The sequence below is a fragment of the Citrobacter koseri ATCC BAA-895 genome, from assembly GCF_000018045.1.
GTDB classification, from domain to species: domain Bacteria; phylum Pseudomonadota; class Gammaproteobacteria; order Enterobacterales; family Enterobacteriaceae; genus Citrobacter_B; species Citrobacter_B koseri.
In genome coordinates this window covers 1,464,512-1,481,826 of record NC_009792.1, presented here as the reverse complement: position 1 = coordinate 1,481,826, position 17,315 = coordinate 1,464,512, and the positions used below count along the sequence as shown (strand labels likewise).

The 17,315-nt window shown below is 54.7% G+C and carries 14 protein-coding genes; 9 read left to right on the top strand and 5 right to left on the bottom strand.

Features of this window, described 5'->3' with window-relative positions; all coding sequences use genetic code 11:
* Positions 1–104 precede the first annotated feature (104 nt).
* Positions 105–2,048 (bottom strand): methyl-accepting chemotaxis protein, encoded by a 1,944-nt coding sequence (locus CKO_RS06535; protein WP_012132402.1) that lies wholly within the window; start codon positions 2,046–2,048, stop codon positions 105–107.
* 726 nt (positions 2,049–2,774) lie between these two features.
* Between CKO_RS06535 and CKO_RS06530 the strand changes: the two genes are divergently transcribed.
* From CKO_RS06530 to CKO_RS06500, 7 genes are read left to right on the top strand one after another with little or no spacing between them, the layout of a single operon-like run.
* Positions 2,775–3,641: a MurR/RpiR family transcriptional regulator gene (locus tag CKO_RS06530; RefSeq protein ID WP_012132399.1), complete on the top strand. Its 867-nt coding sequence runs from the start codon at positions 2,775–2,777 to the stop codon at positions 3,639–3,641.
* A 14-nt stretch (positions 3,642–3,655) separates the two neighbouring features.
* Positions 3,656–4,243 carry a D-alanyl-D-alanine dipeptidase gene (ddpX, locus tag CKO_RS06525; RefSeq protein WP_012132398.1) on the top strand — a complete coding sequence of 196 codons (588 nt, stop codon included), beginning with the start codon at positions 3,656–3,658 and terminating at the stop codon, positions 4,241–4,243.
* A 16-nt stretch (positions 4,244–4,259) separates the two neighbouring features.
* The gene (locus CKO_RS06520; protein ID WP_012132397.1) at positions 4,260–5,822 is read left to right on the top strand and encodes an ABC transporter substrate-binding protein; all 1,563 of its coding nucleotides are present in this window, start codon (positions 4,260–4,262) and stop codon (positions 5,820–5,822) included.
* A gap of 44 nt (positions 5,823–5,866) precedes the next feature.
* Complete coding sequence (locus CKO_RS06515; RefSeq protein WP_012132396.1) at positions 5,867–6,889, top strand: ABC transporter permease; 1,023 nt, start codon at positions 5,867–5,869, stop codon at positions 6,887–6,889.
* Positions 6,886–7,782 (top strand): D,D-dipeptide ABC transporter permease, encoded by an 897-nt coding sequence (gene ddpC / locus CKO_RS06510; RefSeq protein WP_012132395.1) that lies wholly within the window; start codon positions 6,886–6,888, stop codon positions 7,780–7,782. The genes CKO_RS06515 and ddpC overlap by 4 nt, the downstream gene beginning before the upstream one ends.
* On the top strand, positions 7,779–8,765 hold the full coding sequence (locus CKO_RS06505) for an ABC transporter ATP-binding protein (protein ID WP_012132394.1): 987 nt from the start codon (positions 7,779–7,781) through the stop codon (positions 8,763–8,765). Before ddpC ends, CKO_RS06505 begins: the two co-directional genes overlap by 4 nt.
* Entirely contained in the window at positions 8,758–9,702 is a 945-nt protein-coding gene (locus CKO_RS06500; RefSeq protein WP_012132393.1) for an oligopeptide/dipeptide ABC transporter ATP-binding protein, read from the top strand. Before CKO_RS06505 ends, CKO_RS06500 begins: the two co-directional genes overlap by 8 nt.
* A 100-nt stretch (positions 9,703–9,802) precedes the next feature.
* Here CKO_RS06500 and osmC read toward each other — a convergent pair whose 3' ends face one another.
* On the bottom strand, positions 9,803–10,234 hold the full coding sequence (gene osmC, locus CKO_RS06495; RefSeq protein ID WP_012132392.1) for a peroxiredoxin OsmC: 432 nt from the start codon (positions 10,232–10,234) through the stop codon (positions 9,803–9,805).
* 169 nt (positions 10,235–10,403) lie between these two features.
* On the opposite strand from osmC, the gene sra reads away from it, so the two are divergent.
* Together sra and maeA are read left to right on the top strand one after the other, a co-directional pair.
* The gene (gene sra / locus CKO_RS06490; RefSeq protein WP_024130331.1) at positions 10,404–10,547 is read left to right on the top strand and encodes a stationary-phase-induced ribosome-associated protein; all 144 of its coding nucleotides are present in this window, start codon (positions 10,404–10,406) and stop codon (positions 10,545–10,547) included.
* A gap of 173 nt (positions 10,548–10,720) precedes the next feature.
* Positions 10,721–12,418, top strand: coding sequence for a malate dehydrogenase (maeA, locus tag CKO_RS06485; protein WP_012132390.1), 1,698 nt, complete (start codon positions 10,721–10,723; stop codon positions 12,416–12,418).
* 136 nt (positions 12,419–12,554) lie between these two features.
* Here the strand turns inward: maeA and fdnI are convergent, their stop codons facing one another.
* From fdnI to fdnG, 3 genes are read right to left on the bottom strand one after another with little or no spacing between them, the layout of a single operon-like run.
* Positions 12,555–13,211 carry a formate dehydrogenase-N subunit gamma gene (fdnI, locus tag CKO_RS06480; RefSeq protein ID WP_012132388.1) on the bottom strand — a complete coding sequence of 219 codons (657 nt, stop codon included), beginning with the start codon at positions 13,209–13,211 and terminating at the stop codon, positions 12,555–12,557.
* Positions 13,204–14,088, bottom strand: a complete 885-nt coding sequence (gene fdxH, locus CKO_RS06475; RefSeq protein WP_012132387.1) for a formate dehydrogenase subunit beta — start codon at positions 14,086–14,088, stop codon at positions 13,204–13,206. The genes fdnI and fdxH overlap by 8 nt, the downstream gene beginning before the upstream one ends.
* A 13-nt stretch (positions 14,089–14,101) precedes the next feature.
* On the bottom strand, positions 14,102–17,149 hold the full coding sequence (fdnG, locus tag CKO_RS06470) for a formate dehydrogenase-N subunit alpha (RefSeq protein WP_155116395.1): 3,048 nt from the start codon (positions 17,147–17,149) through the stop codon (positions 14,102–14,104).
* Positions 17,150–17,315 lie beyond the last annotated feature (166 nt).

The window sequence follows — 17,315 nt, the reverse complement described above, 5'->3', positions numbered from 1 at the left end:
TTGGCTATTCATGGAGATAAAACACTAAATAATGGATTTAGTTATCTGACTGACACAAGCAGAACGTCTGCAATTTGCAGACGTTCTGTGAGGGAGAGAGAAAATTATGCCGCAGTGGGTTCAGGCAATCTGAATGAAGAGACCAGCAGCGCCAGTTGTTCAGCCTCCTCTTTCAGGACCTGGGTTCGCGCAGCGGCATCATCAATCAGCGACGCGTTCTGCTGAACCGTACTGTCCATTTCGGTTACTGCCAGCGTAACCTCAGAGACACCTTTACGCTGTTCTTCACCCGCCACGCGAATTTCACCCATCAGTTGTCTGACCTGACGTACGTTGCCGACCAACTCGCCAAGACGATCCCCGGCGTTATGGATCTGCTGACTGCTGCTGTCTACGTGTGAGACCGACTCATCGATTAACGCCTTGATCTCCTGCGCGGCAGTGGCGCTGCGTTGTGCCAGCGTGCGCACTTCAGAGGCGACGACGGCAAATCCGCGACCGGCATCACCCGCTCGTGCGGCTTCCACCGCCGCATTCAGCGCGAGAATGTTGGTCTGAAACGCGATGCTGTCGATAACGGCGACAATTTCCACCATCCTGCCGGACGACGCGCTGACGTTATCCATCGTGGAAATCACGCCCTGCATGACATCGCCACAGCGGTTAGCCGTTTGCGCCGTGTTTTCGGAAAGCTCATCGGCTAACTGTGTATTCCCGGTATTTTGATGAACGGTCGCATTTAATTGCTCCATCGCCGACGCGCTTTCCTCCAGCGCGGCAGCCTGCTGCGTTACGCGGGAGGATAACTCCATATTACTGTCAGCCAGACTGACGGCGTTATTCGCAACCACCACGCTACTGCTGCGAACGGTAATCAGGATCGCGGATATTTTGTCCACAAAGAGGTTAAAGGCCTGAGCAATATCGGAAATCTCATCTTTACCCCGGACGTCCAGGCGGCGAGTCAGGTCGCCTTCACCCTGGGCGATATCATCCAGCGCGCGACGCGTATCGTCCAGACGAGAGATAAGACGGCGCACCACCAGCCAGGAACCCACCAGCAGAATGGCCATGATCGGAATCAGCACTTCCAGTACATCCTTCATCATCACTTTTGCCAGTCCGACAACGCGTTCTTCAGGCGTCACCAGCCCAACGATCCACCCGGTATCCGCCATCGGGAAAAGCATCACCCGGGAAGGCCCGTCCAGTATGCCGTCGTGTGCAAGGGGAATGGTGGCGACATCGGCCGAGGCATTCAGCGTTTTCAGCGATCCGGCTACCGGGGCGAGCCAGTCAGAGGCTTTGACCAGGTCAGTAAACGTTTTAAACTGCGCGTGATCGGCCTGCGGGAAATAGAGGATTTGCCCCTGTTTATCCACCACAAAGGCATAACCGCCTGTGCTGTTCCCCTGCTGTTGCATAAAGGTGGCGACGTTATCCAGTCGGATATCGGTTGTGGCGACGCCGGCAAATTTCCCTGCCAGTTGATAAGGAATGCTACAGGTCACCATGTTAACCCCGGAAATCGTATCCTGGTAAACATCAGACCAGACGCAACTGTTCTGTGAGTGCCCTTTCGCCTGGAGATACCAGCTTTCGTTATGATAACCGCTTCCACCGGCAACGTTGTAGTCGTCGGAAAAGATCAATTTCCCTTCTGCATCACGCGCCCAGAAGAAACTGCGTCGTTCAATGCCGGGCGTAAAGGCATCCGGCTCCGGCCAGATGCCGCCGCCGGTAATGATGGAATCATTCTGTTCGCCAATAAGATGCGGAACGACATGCTGGTATAGCGATTCGTCGTTTGGCAGCACTTCGGCAAGGCGCGACAGGCTTACCGTTTCACCTTCAATACGCGATAAAACAGTACCTAACTGGCGAGTCAGTCCTTGCCCTGTCTCCTCTATCAGGGCGGAGTTGATCTCAACAACGCGCGGCTGACCGCGCCAGAGCATAATGGCAACAATAACCAGCGTGGTCACTGCAAGCAGCGCAATCCCCCCAATCGTCAGACGGGTGGAAATGCGTGATGGATACCAGACCATACAAACCCCTTATGTAAACGACTCTCTTTTATTCAGTATCGGCACACAAATTTATATCTTTATGCGGTTTTATGGTTCGTTAAGAAATATTAATACGCCCTTAAATGTGACGTTGTCACTAATAACAAAATCCTGCACTTTCACCTGATTTAAATAGCGTGATAAGTTTATTTTGAATATTATTTTTAATGCGTTGTTTTAATCACTTACGCGCCAGGCCTTGTGTTCTCCTGGTTGTGCCGCACTTCATAAGTCAGGGGGGTTTACACTTCGCCTGCCTTCATACGTTGCTACAAACCTGTCTGTTATAAAAGAATAATTAATATCGCGTTGTATTTTAATGCGTAAAATGAACAGATTACTTGCCTGATGAATATTTATTAAATCTACAAAAATAATACACCGTTCTTTCCGCCGATAAATAATGTGTCTCGCGCTTTTATATTTCTCTGCTATCCACGTTGGCGTTTGCCATTTTTGACCCTGCAATTTCTGGCATCACAATGTGATCCCTGCGACGGATTCGACACATTCATGCCCTCTCTGACGATCGCTGCACCAAAAGTGAACTAATCTGCACAAATGTTGATCATTCGTTAATTAAATATCACCTTAATTTAACAAAAAAGACGGCGATGCCGTGGTTTCCAGGTTGGCATGCGTCCTGCATTGTTAATTCAGTAACAGCGGAACGCTCTCTGACAGCTCACTAACAGCGAGACGGTAATGACATCAAAACCTGAGTTATTTGCCCGAATTGAGAAGAGTTTTAGCCAGCATACGCCCAGCGAAAAGCGCGTTGCAGGCTGGCTGTTAGCGCACGCGGCGCAGATACCGTTTGAAACGGCAGACGGTATCGCCAGAGCGACAGGCACCAGCGGCATCACGGTAGGACGTTATTTACGGAAGCTTGGTTTTCGTAATCTTGAGGATGCCAAGGCCAGCCTGCGGGAACTGCCATCCGTGCCCTATCAGCCCTGGGGGATGAATGAACGCCTTGACTCCTGGCAACAGCAACAGCGACTGCCCGACAGAGCGCGTCAGTCGCTGTCGCTGGAAATTGATGCCATCACCCACGTCTATCAGCTGGCGCAAAGTGAAACGTTCTTGCGAATCGCTCAGCAACTGGCGCATGCGGAGGCCGTGTATGTTCTGGGGATTCAGTCCACGCGCGGCATTGCTAACGCCTTTTTCAGCCATCTGGAATACCTGCGGCCCAAAGTCAGTTATTCCGAAGGGCTATCCGGGAGCTGGGTCGAGTCGCTGAATTCCGGGTTCGCACGGCCATATGTGGTGATCACGGATACCCGCGCCTATTCCGCCGCTGCCCGTCAGTATTGTCGCGTTGCCAGCGAGCGGCGCATTCCGCTGGCGTTAATCACTGATGTCTGGTGTCCGTGGGCCAGAGACTACGCCATCGACTTATTGCAGGTAAAAACCGACACCGGGCACTTCTGGGATTCACTCGCCCCCGTGAGCTGCTTGTTCAACTTATTGCTGTCAGGCGTGGTGGATCAACTGGGCGATACGCTTGCTGAACGGCTGCGAACCAATCGCCAGCTGCAACAAGAGTTTGGTCAATTCGAACAATAAACAGGAAACGTGCTATGTCAGAAACCCCTGAACTGGTCGATCTGTCAGTGATTTTCCCCTCGCTGCATATCGATCTCAAATACGCCACCGCCGATAACCTCACCGGCGCGCCCATTTACCGGGAGGCCCGTTGCCTGCTGCATACGGATGCCGTCACCGCGCTGGCGAAAAGTATCAGCATCGCGCAGCTGGCAGGGCTGTCTCTGGTGGTATACGACGCCTATCGTCCCCAGCAGGCGCAGTCGGTTCTATGGCATGTCTGTCCCGATCCGCAATACGTGGTGGATGTGGCCATCGGTTCAAACCATAGCCGTGGTACGGCAATTGACGTCACTCTGATGGATGAGCATGGCAACGTACTTGATATGGGGGCCGGTTTTGATGAAATGCACGATCGCTCGCACTCGTATCACCCTTCTGTTCCACCCGCAGCGCAACGTAATCGATTGTTATTGAACGCTATTATGTTTGGCGGTGGTTTTGTCGGCATCACCAGTGAATGGTGGCATTTTGAATTGCCGGACGCGGCCAGCTACCCCTTGCTCGACGACTGCATTGCCTGTTTCCCGGCATCACGCACAACAACACAACCCTCCCTGTAAATGATGGAGCACGGTCATGAAGACAACACACACTTTAACTTCGCTGTTTCGTCCCGCCCTGATTGCCGTGGCACTGGCTGTTGCCCTGCCCGCCGCTCAGGCGGCTGTACCCAAAGATATGCTGGTGATTGGTAAAGCGGCCGATCCGCAAACGCTTGATCCTGCCGTCACTATTGATAACAACGACTGGACGGTGACCTACCCGTCTTATCAACGCCTTGTGCAGTACAAAACCGAGGGAGGTAAAGGTTCCACGGAGGTTGAAGGCGATCTGGCGAGCGACTGGAAGGCCTCTGACGATCAGAAAGAGTGGACGTTTACCCTTAATAAAGATGCCCGATTCGCTGATGGCTCGCCCGTTACGGCAGATGCGGTGCAACAATCTTTTGCGCGTCTGCTGAAAATTGGGCAAGGCCCGGCAGAAGCCTTTCCAAAAGATTTGAAAGTCGAAGCCGTCGATGACTATACGGTGAAATTTACGCTGAGCCAGCCGTTTGCGCCCTTCCTGTACACGCTGGCGAATGACGGCGCCTCCATTATTAACCCGGCGGTTCTGAAAGAACATGCCGCAGATGATGCGCGCGGTTTTCTGGCGCAGAACACCGCAGGTTCTGGCCCGTTTATGCTGAAAAGCTGGCAGAAAGGACAGCAGCTGATTCTGGTGCCGAATCCGCATTATGCGGGAGCCAAACCTGCCTTTAAGCGCGTGTCGGTAAAAATTATTGGTGAGAGCGCTTCCCGCCGCCTGCAATTGTCGCGGGGAGACATCGACATTGCCGATGCTCTCCCGGTAGACCAGCTCAACGCGTTAAAACAGGAAGGGAAAGTCAACGTGGCGGATTACCCTTCGCTGCGCGTGACTTACCTCTATCTGAACAACAGTAAAGCGCCGCTGAATCAGGTGGATTTGCGCCGGGCCATTTCATGGTCAACGGACTATCAGGGCATGGTGACGGGTATCCTCAGCGGTAACGGCAAGCAGATGCGCGGCCCGATTCCTGAAGGTATGTGGGGCTATGACGCGAAGGCGATGCAGTACAGTTTTGATGAAGCGAAAGCTAAAGCCGCCTGGGAGCAAGTCGCGACCAAGCCCGACAGCCTGAGCTTCCTCTACTCTGATAACGATCCAAACTGGGAGCCGATTGCGCTTTCCACGCAGGCCAGCCTCAGCAAGCTGGGCATTAAGGTGAAGCTGGAAAAACTGGCGAATGCCACCATGCGTGACCGGATCGGCAAAGGTGATTACGACATTGCCATCGGCAACTGGAGCCCGGACTTCGCCGACCCGTACATGTTCATGAACTACTGGTTTGAGTCTGATAAGAAAGGCCTGCCGGGTAACCGTTCGTTTTATGAAAACGCCGGGGTCGATAAACTTCTGCGCAGCGCGCTGACCACCACCGATCAGGCGGCCAGAACGAAGGATTACCAGCAGGCGCAAACCATCGTGATTGATGAGGCCGCCTACGTCTATCTCTTCCAGAAAAACTACCAGCTGGCGATGAACAAAGAGGTCAAAGGCTTTGTCTTCAACCCCATGCTGGAACAGGTCTTTAACATTGGCGCCATGAGTAAATAAGCCACGTTGATGCGGGGCCGTTATGGCTCCGCAAGGGGAAGCCTATGACGTTCTGGAGCATTTTACGCCAGCGATGCTGGGGACTTATTCTGGTGGTCGCCGGTGTTTGCGTAATTACGTTTATTATTTCTCACCTGATTCCTGGCGACCCTGCGCGACTGCTGGCCGGCGATCGCGCCAGCGATGAGATTGTCGAAAACATTCGCCAACAGCTGGGGCTGGATCAGCCGCTGTATGTGCAATTTTTTCGCTATGTCAGCGACGTTTTTCACGGTGATCTGGGCACGTCTATACGCACTGGCCGCCCGGTAATGGAAGAGTTGCGCGTGTTTTTCCCCGCCACGCTTGAACTGGCCTTCTGTTCCCTGCTGCTGGCGTTGGTGATCGGGATTCCGCTGGGGATTTTATCCGCCGTATGGCGAAACCGCTGGCTGGACCATCTGGTGCGGCTGATGGCGATAACCGGCATTTCCACCCCGGCGTTCTGGCTGGGGCTGGGCGTTATTGTTCTGTTTTACGGGCATCTGCAAATTCTGCCCGGCGGTGGAAGGCTTGATGACTGGCTGGACCCGCCCGCCCACGTCACCGGGTTCTACCTGATTGACGCGCTGCTGGAGGGGAATGGCGAGGTCTTTTTCAACGCGTTACAACACCTTATTTTACCGGCGCTGACCCTGGCGTTTGTCCACCTGGGAATTGTCGCCCGTCAGATTCGTTCCGCCATGCTGGAGCAACTCAGTGAGGACTACATTCGCACCGCGCGTGCCAGCGGTCTGCCTGGCTGGTACATCGTGCTCTGCTATGCCTTGCCTAACGCCCTGATTCCGTCGATTACCGTTCTGGGGCTGGCGCTGGGCGATTTGCTGTATGGCGCCGTGCTTACCGAGACGGTCTTTGCCTGGCCGGGAATGGGGGCCTGGGTGGTCACCTCTATTCAGGCGCTGGATTTTCCGGCGGTGATGGGATTCGCCGTAGTGGTCTCTTTGGCTTATGTGCTGGTAAACCTGGTCGTCGATTTACTCTATTTGTGGATCGATCCCCGAATCGGTCGCGGAGGTGCTGAATGATGTTAACGCAAGAGACGCCCGCCCCGTCGCAGACCGCCCGCCGCCGGATCGACTGGGCAAAACTCTTCTGGCTGATGAAAAGCAGCCCGCTGACGCTGACTGGCGGCGTGATTATCATCCTGATGTTGCTACTGATGGTGCTGTCGCCCTGGATAACGCCTTACGATCCCAATGCCATCGATTTGACCGCGCGCCTGCTTGCGCCCTCTGCGACGCACTGGTTCGGCACTGACGAAGTGGGACGCGATCTGTTCAGCCGCGTACTGGTCGGCAGCCAGCAATCCATTGTCGCCGGGCTGGTCGTCGTGGGGATTGCCGGTGGAATCGGCTCCTTGCTTGGCTGTCTGTCCGGCGTCATGGGCGGGCGCGCCGACGCCATTATTATGCGCCTGATGGATATTATGCTGTCGATTCCTTCGCTGGTGCTGACGATGGCGCTGGCCGCCGCGCTGGGGCCGAGCCTGTTTAACGCCATGATGGCGATCGCCATTGTCCGTATTCCTTTTTATGTGCGCCTGGCGCGGGGGCAAACGCTGGTCGTGCGCCAGTTTACCTATGTACAGGCTGCCCGAACGTATGGCGCTTCTCGCTGGCACCTTATCAGCTGGCATATCTTACGTAATTCGCTGCCGCCGCTTATCGTGCAGGCGTCGCTGGATATTGGCAGCGCGATCCTGATGGCCGCCACGCTGGGCTTTATTGGCCTTGGCGCACAACAGCCCTCCGCTGAATGGGGCGCAATGGTGGCTATTGGTCGTAACTATGTCCTCGACCAGTGGTGGTATTGCGCCTTTCCTGGGGCGGCGATCCTGATTACCGCTGTCGGGTTTAACCTGTTTGGCGATGGTATTCGCGATCTGCTTGACCCTAAAGCCGGAGGAAAACAGTCATGACCCAACCCGTGCTGGAAATTGAGGATTTACACCTGAGCTTTCCGGGTTACAAAGCCGATGTTCACGCCCTTAACCACGTATCGTTGCGTATCGACCGGGGCGAAATCGTCGGCGTGGTCGGCGAGTCCGGGTCAGGTAAATCCGTCACCGCCATGCTGGCAATGCGGCTGCTGCCGGAAGGCAGCTATCACATTCATCAGGGCCGCGTATCGCTGCTGGGCGAGGACGTGCTGAATGCCAGCGAAAAGCAGATGCGTAAATGGCGCGGCGCGCGCGTGTCGATGATCTTCCAGGAGCCAATGACGGCGCTGAATCCCACCCGGCGCATTGGGCAACAAATGGTGGAAGTCATTCGCCATCATCAGGCGGTGAGCCGCCAGACGGCGTGGGAAAAAGCCATCGCCCTGCTGGAAGAGATGCAAATTCCCGATGCGGCGCAGGTTATGGCGCGATTTCCGTTTGAGCTTTCCGGCGGGATGCGCCAGCGGGTGATGATCGCGCTGGCATTCTCCTGCGAGCCGGAGCTGATTATTGCCGACGAACCCACTACCGCTCTGGACGTCACGGTGCAGCTACAGGTTCTGCGTTTGCTGAAACTAAAAGCGCGAGCCAGCGGTACTGCGGTGCTGTTTATCAGTCATGATATGGCGGTGGTATCGCAGTTGTGCGATCGGCTGTATGTCATGTACGCCGGAAGCGTGATTGAGAGCGGCCCCACGCAGACGGTTATTCGCCGCCCCACGCATCCCTATTCCATTGGTTTGTTGAAATGCGCGCCGGAACACGGCGAACCTCGCGCGCCGCTGCCCGCGATTCCAGGGACGGTGCCTAACCTGACCTGTCTGCCAACCGGATGCGCCTTCCGCGAACGCTGTTTTGCCGCCGGGACGCTGTGCGAGGCTGTCCCGGCGCTGGAGAATCATGGCGAACCTGAACAACAATCCGCCTGCTGGTATCCACAACAGGAGATGACGCATGTCTGACATATTGCTCTCGTTACGGGATGTCCATATCACCTTCCCCGCCCGTAAAAACTGGTTGGGGCGGGTGACGGAGCGCGTTCATGCCCTGAACGGTATGGATTTGCAGATTCGCCAGGGAGAAACGCTTGGCATCGTGGGGGAATCTGGCTGCGGGAAAAGTACGCTGGCGCAACTGCTGATGGGAATGTTAAAACCCAGCCACGGCGAGTGCTCGCGGCCTGGCGTTGCGCGCACCGGTGCCAACAGCGGGATGCAAATGGTCTTTCAGGACCCGCTCTCTTCGCTGGACCCCCGATTACCCGTCTGGCGGATTATCACCGAGCCCGTCTGGCTCCAGAAGCATAACAGCGAACGTGAACGGCGGACGCTGGCGGAAGAACTGGCCTTACAGGTTGGCATCCGGCCTGAGTACCTCGACAGGCTTCCCCATGCGTTTTCCGGCGGACAACGCCAGCGCATCGCCATCGCCCGCGCCTTATCGTCAGAGCCGGACGTTATCGTGCTTGATGAACCGACTTCCGCGCTGGATATCTCCGTGCAGGCGCAGATCCTGAATTTGCTGGTTGCGCTACAGACGCGCCGTAAACTGACGTATGTGCTGATTTCACACAACGTGTCGGTTGTGCGATACATGAGCGATCGGGTGGCGGTGATGTATCTCGGGCAAATTGTTGAACTGGGCGACGCGCAACAGGTGTTGACCACGCCTGCGCATCCCTATACCCGGCTGTTGCTGGATTCCGTGCCGAAAACGGGGGCGCCGCTGGCAGAAGACCTGGTGCTGCGCAAAACGGAATTACCGGGGAACCGCCACCTGCCGCAAGGGTGTTATTTTCGCGATCGCTGTCTGCTGGCAACCCGTGGCTGTGAAAAACCGCAGGCATTATTGACGCGGGGATCGGAGAGCGACGTTCGCTGCTGGCGAGCGGTGGAGTAAAAGTCAGACAATCGCCCGGTGGCGCTGTCGCTTACCGGGCCTACAGGGTGTTGTGGGGCCGACCCGACGCTCAATCACCGGGCCGTTGAGATTGATGCCGTTATGACGTCAACTGATAATCCAGCGTGATTTCCGCTTTCAGCACCTGCGAAACCGGGCATCCGGCTTTCGCTTTCTGAATAATGCCGTCAAAGGTGGACGCATCAATGCCAGGTACGGCCACTTCACTGTGCAACGCAATTTTCGTGATCGCAAAACCCGCGTCGACTTTATCCAGCGAGACATCGGCTGTCGTGTCGATTGACGATGGGGTAAAACCCGCCTCGCCCAGCATCAGCGAAAGCGCCATCGAGAAACAGGCCGCGTGGGCCGCGCCGATCAACTCTTCCGGGTTGGTTCCTTTTACGCCTTCAAAGCGTGTATTAAAGCCATAGGGTTGTTGATTCAACACGCCGCTTTCGGTCGATACCGTACCTTTTCCACCTTTAATATCGCCTTCCCAGTGTGCCTGACCTTTCTTATGGATTGTCATTCTTGCTCTCCTGTTGGCTCAAAACAGAAAGTATAGACCAACTCTGTTACACGCGTTCGGTCGCCTTCCCGGGAAAACCTGCTATGCTGTACCAGCAACCTAAGGGGTTACGTTTCTTTCGCAATTGCGAATTTGTCCTTAAAACTAGCAACAGGATTGAGGAGTTAAAATGAAATCGAACCGTCAGGCCCGTCATATTCTTGGACTGGACCATAAAATTTCCAACCAACGCAAGCTCGTGACCGAAGGCGATAAAGTCAGTGTGGTCAACAACCCTACTGGCAGAAAACGTCACGCTGACAGCCAAAAGTAAGCGCCCTGTTCTGATATGACGATAAACACCATTGCAACCGCAATGGTGTTTTTGCTTACAAAAGCCTGGATTCATTCACAATGCTTTATACTCTTTGCCCGACGCCCTGGTGAAAACCTAAGTACGCCCATAAAACAGCACCAGGAACGGATATTCGAAAAAGAGTGAGTGACATGGAAACCAAAATCAAGAAACAGCGTTCCCTTTATATTCCTTACGCTGGCCCTGTGCTGCTGGAATTTCCTCTCCTGAATAAAGGAAGCGCTTTCAGTATAGAAGAACGTCGTAACTTCAACCTGCTGGGGTTACTGCCGGAAGTGGTCGAATCGATTGAAGAACAGGCGGAGCGCGCCTGGATCCAGTATCAGGGATTCAAAACGGAAATCGATAAACATATCTATCTGCGCAACATTCAGGATACCAACGAAACCCTGTTCTACCGACTGGTGCAAAACCATCTCGATGAGATGATGCCGGTTATCTATACCCCAACGGTGGGCGCCGCCTGTGAGCGCTTCTCTGAGATCTACCGTCGCGCGCGCGGCGTGTTCATCTCTTATCAGAACCGCCACAACATGGACGATATCCTGCAAAACGTGCCTAACCACAATATCAAAGTGATTGTGGTGACGGACGGGGAACGCATCCTCGGTCTTGGCGACCAGGGCATTGGCGGAATGGGGATTCCAATCGGAAAACTGTCGCTGTACACCGCCTGTGGCGGCATCAGCCCGGCCTATACCCTGCCGGTGGTACTGGACGTCGGCACCAACAATCAGCAGTTGCTGAACGATCCGCTCTATATGGGCTGGCGTAACCCGCGCATCACCGATGACGAATACTATGAATTCGTCGATGAGTTTATTCAGGCGGTGAAACAGCGCTGGCCGGACGTCTTGCTGCAATTCGAAGATTTCGCGCAGAAAAACGCGATGCCGCTGCTTAATCGCTATCGCGATGAAATCTGCTCTTTCAACGATGATATTCAGGGAACGGCAGCCGTGACCGTCGGTACTCTGATTGCCGCCAGCCGTGCGGCGGGCAGCCAGTTGAGCGAGCAGAAAATCGTCTTCCTTGGCGCAGGTTCTGCCGGTTGCGGGATCGCTGAACAGATCATCGCGCAGACCCAACGCGAAGGGCTCAGCGAAGAAGCCGCTCGCCAGAAAGTGTTTATGGTGGATCGCTTTGGTCTGTTGACGGACCAGATGCCTAACCTGCTCTCATTCCAGACGAAGCTGGTGCAAAAACGCGAGAACCTGCAACACTGGGACAGCGAAAGCGAAGTGCTCTCCCTGCTTGATGTCGTGCGCAACGTGAAGCCGGACATTCTGATCGGCGTGTCGGGGCAAACTGGGCTCTTTACTGAAGAGATCATTCGCGAGATGCACAAGCACTGCCCACGTCCGATCGTGATGCCGCTGTCTAACCCGACGTCCCGCGTTGAAGCCACGCCTCAGGACATCATCGCCTGGACCGAAGGTAATGCGCTGGTCGCGACCGGCAGTCCTTTCGCGCCGGTGGCCTGGAAAGATAAAATTTACCCTATTGCGCAATGTAATAATGCCTACATCTTCCCGGGGATCGGCCTGGGCGTGATTGCGTCCGGCGCGTCGCGTATTACCGACGAAATGCTGATGTCGGCAAGCGAAACGCTGGCGAAATACTCTCCGCTGGTGCTCAACGGCGAAGGTCTGGTATTGCCGGAGCTGAAAGATATTCAGACCGTGTCGCGAGCGATTGCCTTTGCCGTGGGTAAAATGGCGCAGCAACAGGGCGTGGCGGTAAAAACGTCCGCAGAAGCGCTACAGCAAGCCATCGACGAGAATTTCTGGCAAGCGGAATACCGCGATTACCGCCGTACCTCTATCTGAGTGTTTGCCCGGTGGCGCTACGCTTACCGGGCCTGTGTTTTATACGGTTGTCGGCCGGATAAGCGCAGCGCCATCCGGCATTCTGTTGGCAAAAAAAAGCGCTACAGACGTAGCGCTTTTGTCTTTTGAAAGCGGGTTATTGTAATCCCTCTTTGCTTTCCTTTTTCGCTTCGACCTTCTCGACGTCGCGATACCAGCGCGGGTGGTGTTTCTTCGCCCAGCGACGACTCACCTTACCTTCGATCATCCCTTTAATCGATCCTTTCACCCAGAATGCCATATACATATGGATGAGGATGGCGTGCATCAGGATGATGCCTGCCGCCGCATGGATCAGCAGGCTGTAACGCACGACCTGCATCGGGAAGAACTGCGCAAAGTACGGACGCCAGATAATCACGCCCGTCACCAGCAGCACGAAAATCATGCTCATAATCGACCAGAACATCATTTTCTGCCCGGCATTGTACTTACCGACATCGGCGACTTTGTGTTCATTGCCCTTCAGAACTTCCACAATATTTTTCAGCCACGGAAGATCCTTCTTGTCCGGGATGTTGTGGTGTACAAAGCGCACAAACATGAACATCAGTGCGACAAAAATCGCTACGCCGAAGAACGGGTGCAAAATACGCCCCATCTGCGGCGTCCCGAAGGTTTGCGTCAGCCATTGCAGCGTCGGGAAGAAAAACGCAATTCCCGACAGCGACACCAGGAAGAAGCAAATCACCACCGTCCAGTGACAGGCGCGATCGATAAATTTCGTGCGCACAATCATTTTCGACTTACTCATGATGGTCCTCCTCTTCATCGTCCACTTCCTTGTTCGGGCCAATACCAATGTAGTGATAGATAAGCCCGGCGAAGGTGGCGATAAACCCGGCGGCAGCCAGAGGTTTCAGCGCCCCTTTCCACAAGTTGATAGAGGTATCGATCTGTGGATCTTTCGGTAAGCCGTGATACAGCTCCGGCTGGTTCGCGTGATGCAGAACGTACATGACGTGCGTACCGCCCACACCTTGTGGGTTGTAAACACCGGCATGTTCGAAACCGCGCGCTTTGAGTTTCTCCACGCGCTGCTCCCCCATCTCCAGCATCTCTTTCTTGGTGCCGAAATGGATTGCCCCGGTCGGGCAAGTTTTCACGCAAGCCGGTTCCTGACCGATACTGACGCGATCCACACACAGCGTACATTTATAGACGCGGTTGTCCTCTTTATTGAGGCGCGGAACATTAAATGGACACCCGGCGATGCAGTAGCCACAGCCAATACAATGTTCGGACTGGAAATCAACAATCCCGTTAGCGTACTGAATGATCGCGCCGGCAGACGGGCATGCTTTCAGGCAGCCCGGATCTTCACAGTGCATACAGCCGTCTTTACGAATCAGCCATTCCAGCTTGCCGTTCTGTTCAGTTTCGCTAAAACGCATTACCGTCCAGGATTTCGCGCTGAGATCGGCCGGGTTGTCATACACCCCGACGCAATGACCTACCTCGTCACGAATGTCATTCCACTCGGAACAAGCCACCTGGCAGGCTTTACAGCCTACGCAGGAGGAGACGTCGATCAGTTTTGCGACTTCCGCTTTATAATCACGCGCCTGGGGAGGCGGCGTGATCGGGTTTGTTGCAGACCGTTTGATGATGTCCTGCGTTTCCAAAGACATATGTTCGCCTCCCTTACGCCTTCTCGATGTTAACTAAAAACGCTTTATATTCCGGCGTTTGCGAGTTGGAATCACCGACATTTGGCGTCAGGGTGTTCGCGATATAGCCTTTACGCGCAACCCCTTCAAAGCCCCAGTGCAGCGGAATACCCACGGTTTCAACCTGCTGACCATTGACGTTCAGCGTTTGCAGACGTCGGGTCACCACGGCAACCGCCCGGATGAATCCACGTTTGCTGCTGACTTTCACTGCGTCGCCGTTGGCAATCCCTTTCGAGGCCGCCAGGTTTTCGCTGATTTCCACAAACTGCTCTGGCTGAGCAATCGCGTTCAGCAATGCGTGCTTGGTCCAGGTGTGGAAATGTTCGGTCAGACGATAGGTTGTACCGACATACGGGAACTGATCTTTCTTGCCCATACGCCGCGCATCTTCTTCGTACAGACGAACGACCGGGCTGGAGATCACGTTCGGGTGCAGCGGGTTGGTGCCCAGCGGCGTTTCCATCGGCTCGTAGTGTTCCGGGAACGGCCCTTCCGCCAGCTTATCGATGGCGAACAGACGTCCCAACCCTTCCGGCTGCATGATAAACGGCCCGGTTGCGCTACCCGGTGCGGCGGTGTTGAAGTCCGGGATATCGTTCCCCGTCCACTTCGACCCGTTCCACTGAATCAGCATCCGTTTCGGGTCCCACGGTTTACCCTGTGGATCTGCCGAGGCGCGGTTATACAGTACGCGGCGGTTCAGCGGCCATGCCCATGCCCAACCCAACGTATTGCCGAGACCTGACGGGTCGGCGTTGTCACGGTTAGCCATCTGGTTGCCCTGCTCGGTCCAGCTGCCGGTATAAATCCAGCAGGAGGACGACGTCGTTCCGTCCTCGCGTAACTGGGCAAAACTGCTCAGTAACTGACCTTTCTTCGCCAGCAGGACGCCGTTGGCGTCATAGAGATCTTCCAGCGCGTAGCCGTTGTTCTCTTTCGCAATCTCTTCAGACTCAGGATGATCCGGCTGTTTGTAGTCCCAGCTCATCTTCAGTAGCGGTTCAACGCCTTTACCCCCTTCGCTGCGATACATCTCACGCAGACGGTGGTAAATACCGGCCAGAATTTGGCCGTCGTTGCGGGCTTCGCCCGGCGCATCCTGACCTTTCCAGTGCCACTGCAACCAGCGGCCAGAGTTGGCGATAGAGCCATCTTCTTCGGCAAAACAGGTTGACGGCAGACGGAAGACTTCAGTCTGGATCGACGTCGGATCGACGTCGTTAGACTCGCCGTGGTTCTGCCAGAACGTGGAGGTTTCCGTCACCAGCGGATCAATGACCACCATGTACTTCAACTTGCTCAGCGACTGCACCACTTTGTTTTTGTCCGGGAAGGACGCAACCGGGTTAAAGCCCTGACAGATGTAGCCGGTCACTTTACCGCTATCCATCATGTTGAAGTATTTAATGACGTCGTAGGCCTGATCCCACTTCGGCAGCCATTCAAAGCCCCAGTCATTCTCTTTCTGCGCCGCATCGCCGTAGAACGATTTCATCAGACTGACGAAGAACTTCGGATAGTTGCCCCAGTAGTTCACCTGGTCGGCCAGCGTGGCTTTCGGCGTGTTTGCGCTCAGATAGGTTTGCAGATCCGCCTGCTTCTCGGACGGCAGAGTCAGATAACCGCTCAGGCTGGTGGAAAGCAGACCTAAATCCGTTAACCCCTGGATGTTAGAGTGGCCGCGTAAGGCGTTGACGCCGCCGCCTGCCATCCCCATGTTGCCGAGCAGCAACTGGATCATCGCCATCGTACGGATGTTCTGCGCACCAACGGTATGTTGCGTCCAGCCCAGCGCGTACAGGAAGGTAGTGGTACGATCGGCGGCGCTGGTGGAGGCCAGCACTTCACACACTTTCAGGAAATCGGCTTTTGGCGTACCGCAGATGTTTTCGACAACATCTGGCGTATAGCGGGAAACGTGTTGTTTCAGCAGATTCCATACGCAGCGCGGATGGCTCAGCGTCTCATCACGTTTTGCGTAGCCGTTTTCGTCGAACTGATAGTTCCAGGATGACTTGTCATACTGGCGTTTTTTGGCGTCGTAGCCGCTAAACAGACCATCATCGAAAGCAAAATCGTCCCGCACCAGCAGGCTGGCGTTGGTGTAATGCTTAACGTATTCGGCATTGATTTTATTGTTTTCAATCAGATACAGCAGTACGCCGGACAGGAAGGTAATGTCTGTACCGGAACGAATAGGCGCGTAAATATCCGCGACCGAGGCTGTACGTGTAAAACGTGGATCGACGACAATCAGCGTGGCGTCGTTGTTGTTTTTCGCTTCTATCGCCCAGCGGAATCCCACCGGATGTGCTTCAGCGGCGTTACCGCCCATCACCATAACGACGTTGGCGTTTTTGATATCAACCCAGTGGTTGGTCATCGCACCGCGACCAAATGTTGGAGCAAGACTTGCTACCGTTGGTCCGTGTCAGACGCGTGCCTGGTTGTCTACTGCCAGCATGCCGAGGGAACGCGCGAACTTCTGCGTCAACATGCCTGTTTCGTTACTGGCGGCGGAGGCGCAAAGCATCCCCGTGGAAAGCCAGCGGTTTACCGTTACGCCCTGTTCGTTCTTTTCAATAAAGTTGGCGTCACGGTCGGCTTTCATCAGCTTTGCGATGCGGGTGAACGCGTCATCCCAGCTAATGCGTTGCCATTTATCTGAACCGGGCGCGCGATACTCCGGGTAACGCAAGCGGTTTTCACTGTGTACATAGTCCAGCAAACCTGCGCCCTTCGGACACAATGCGCCACGGCTGACCGGATGATCCGGGTCCCCTTCGATGTGATAAATTGCTTCTTTTGCGTTTTTTGCTCCATCGCCCAGGCTATACATTAATAGCCCGCAACCTACGGAACAGTATGTGCAGGTGTTTCGGATCTCTTTAGCGCGTAACAGCTTATAATTTCGCGCTTGAGCCAGTGCCATTTTGGGTGCAAAACCCAGAGCAGCGACTGTTGTTCCCGCCATACCGCCCGCGCAGATTTTAAAAAATTGTCTGCGGCTGACGTCCATTGCTTTCCTCTTTTTTCCAGGGATGTAACTTCGCGAGGAAACTAACAGCAATATCCATAACTTTTTTGCGTCAAATCAATAACGAATCGGTTCCGCTACTAAATAGTTCTTTTTGTCGAGTTTATATACCACCAAAGGAGTATCAGAAAGACAATGAATTAGCGCG

What these genes read in the sequence shown, in the direction of transcription:
- fdnI (WP_012132388.1), bottom strand. Translation starts at nt 13,211, where the DNA reads ATGAGTAAGTCGAAAATGATTGTGCGCACGAAATTTATCGATCGCGCC.
- CKO_RS06530 (WP_012132399.1), top strand. Translation starts at nt 2,775, where the DNA reads ATGACATCAAAACCTGAGTTATTTGCCCGAATTGAGAAGAGTTTTAGC.
- CKO_RS06535 (WP_012132402.1), bottom strand. Translation starts at nt 2,048, where the DNA reads ATGGTCTGGTATCCATCACGCATTTCCACCCGTCTGACGATTGGGGGG.
- ddpC (WP_012132395.1), top strand. Translation starts at nt 6,886, where the DNA reads ATGATGTTAACGCAAGAGACGCCCGCCCCGTCGCAGACCGCCCGCCGC.
- CKO_RS06505 (WP_012132394.1), top strand. Translation starts at nt 7,779, where the DNA reads ATGACCCAACCCGTGCTGGAAATTGAGGATTTACACCTGAGCTTTCCG.
- fdxH (WP_012132387.1), bottom strand. Translation starts at nt 14,088, where the DNA reads ATGTCTTTGGAAACGCAGGACATCATCAAACGGTCTGCAACAAACCCG.
- ddpX (WP_012132398.1), top strand. Translation starts at nt 3,656, where the DNA reads ATGTCAGAAACCCCTGAACTGGTCGATCTGTCAGTGATTTTCCCCTCG.
- osmC (WP_012132392.1), bottom strand. Translation starts at nt 10,234, where the DNA reads ATGACAATCCATAAGAAAGGTCAGGCACACTGGGAAGGCGATATTAAA.
- CKO_RS06515 (WP_012132396.1), top strand. Translation starts at nt 5,867, where the DNA reads ATGACGTTCTGGAGCATTTTACGCCAGCGATGCTGGGGACTTATTCTG.
- CKO_RS06500 (WP_012132393.1), top strand. Translation starts at nt 8,758, where the DNA reads ATGTCTGACATATTGCTCTCGTTACGGGATGTCCATATCACCTTCCCC.
- sra (WP_024130331.1), top strand. Translation starts at nt 10,404, where the DNA reads ATGAAATCGAACCGTCAGGCCCGTCATATTCTTGGACTGGACCATAAA.
- CKO_RS06520 (WP_012132397.1), top strand. Translation starts at nt 4,260, where the DNA reads ATGAAGACAACACACACTTTAACTTCGCTGTTTCGTCCCGCCCTGATT.
- maeA (WP_012132390.1), top strand. Translation starts at nt 10,721, where the DNA reads ATGGAAACCAAAATCAAGAAACAGCGTTCCCTTTATATTCCTTACGCT.